The organism is Streptomyces sp. NRRL B-3229 (genome assembly GCF_000719505.1).
In the GTDB taxonomy this organism is placed as follows: Bacteria; Actinomycetota; Actinomycetes; order Streptomycetales; family Streptomycetaceae; genus Streptomyces; species Streptomyces griseorubiginosus.
In genome coordinates this window covers 1-328 of record NZ_JOGP01000137.1, presented here as the reverse complement: position 1 = coordinate 328, position 328 = coordinate 1, and the positions used below count along the sequence as shown (strand labels likewise).

At 76.2% G+C, this 328-nt stretch carries 1 protein-coding gene; it reads left to right on the top strand.

Annotated features, from left to right (window positions below):
• Nucleotides 1-328, top strand: a 328-nt coding sequence (locus IF54_RS0139110) for a class I SAM-dependent methyltransferase (protein ID WP_030327559.1), incomplete at both ends; no start/stop codon positions are given.

Genomic DNA, 328 nt, shown 5'->3' with positions numbered 1-328 from the left:
CGCGCTCCCCGAGGCCGACATCACGGCCGTGGACGCCTCGGCCGGGATGCTGGACCGCGCCCTGGCCAAGCCGTGGCCCGGCAGGGTCAGGTTCGTGTGCGCCCCCGCGGAGGCCCTGGCCGAGGCGGGCGTGGAAGGACCGTTCGACGCGGTGTTCGCCGCCTACCTCTTCCGCAACGTCGCCGACCCCGACGCGGTGCTGCGCGCCGTCCACGGACTGCTGGCCCCGCACGGACGGCTCGCCGTCCACGAGTACACCCTCAGCGGCCGCCCGCTGGACCGTGCGGTGTGGACGGCCGTCTCCCGGGGCGTGGTCCTGCCTGTCGCC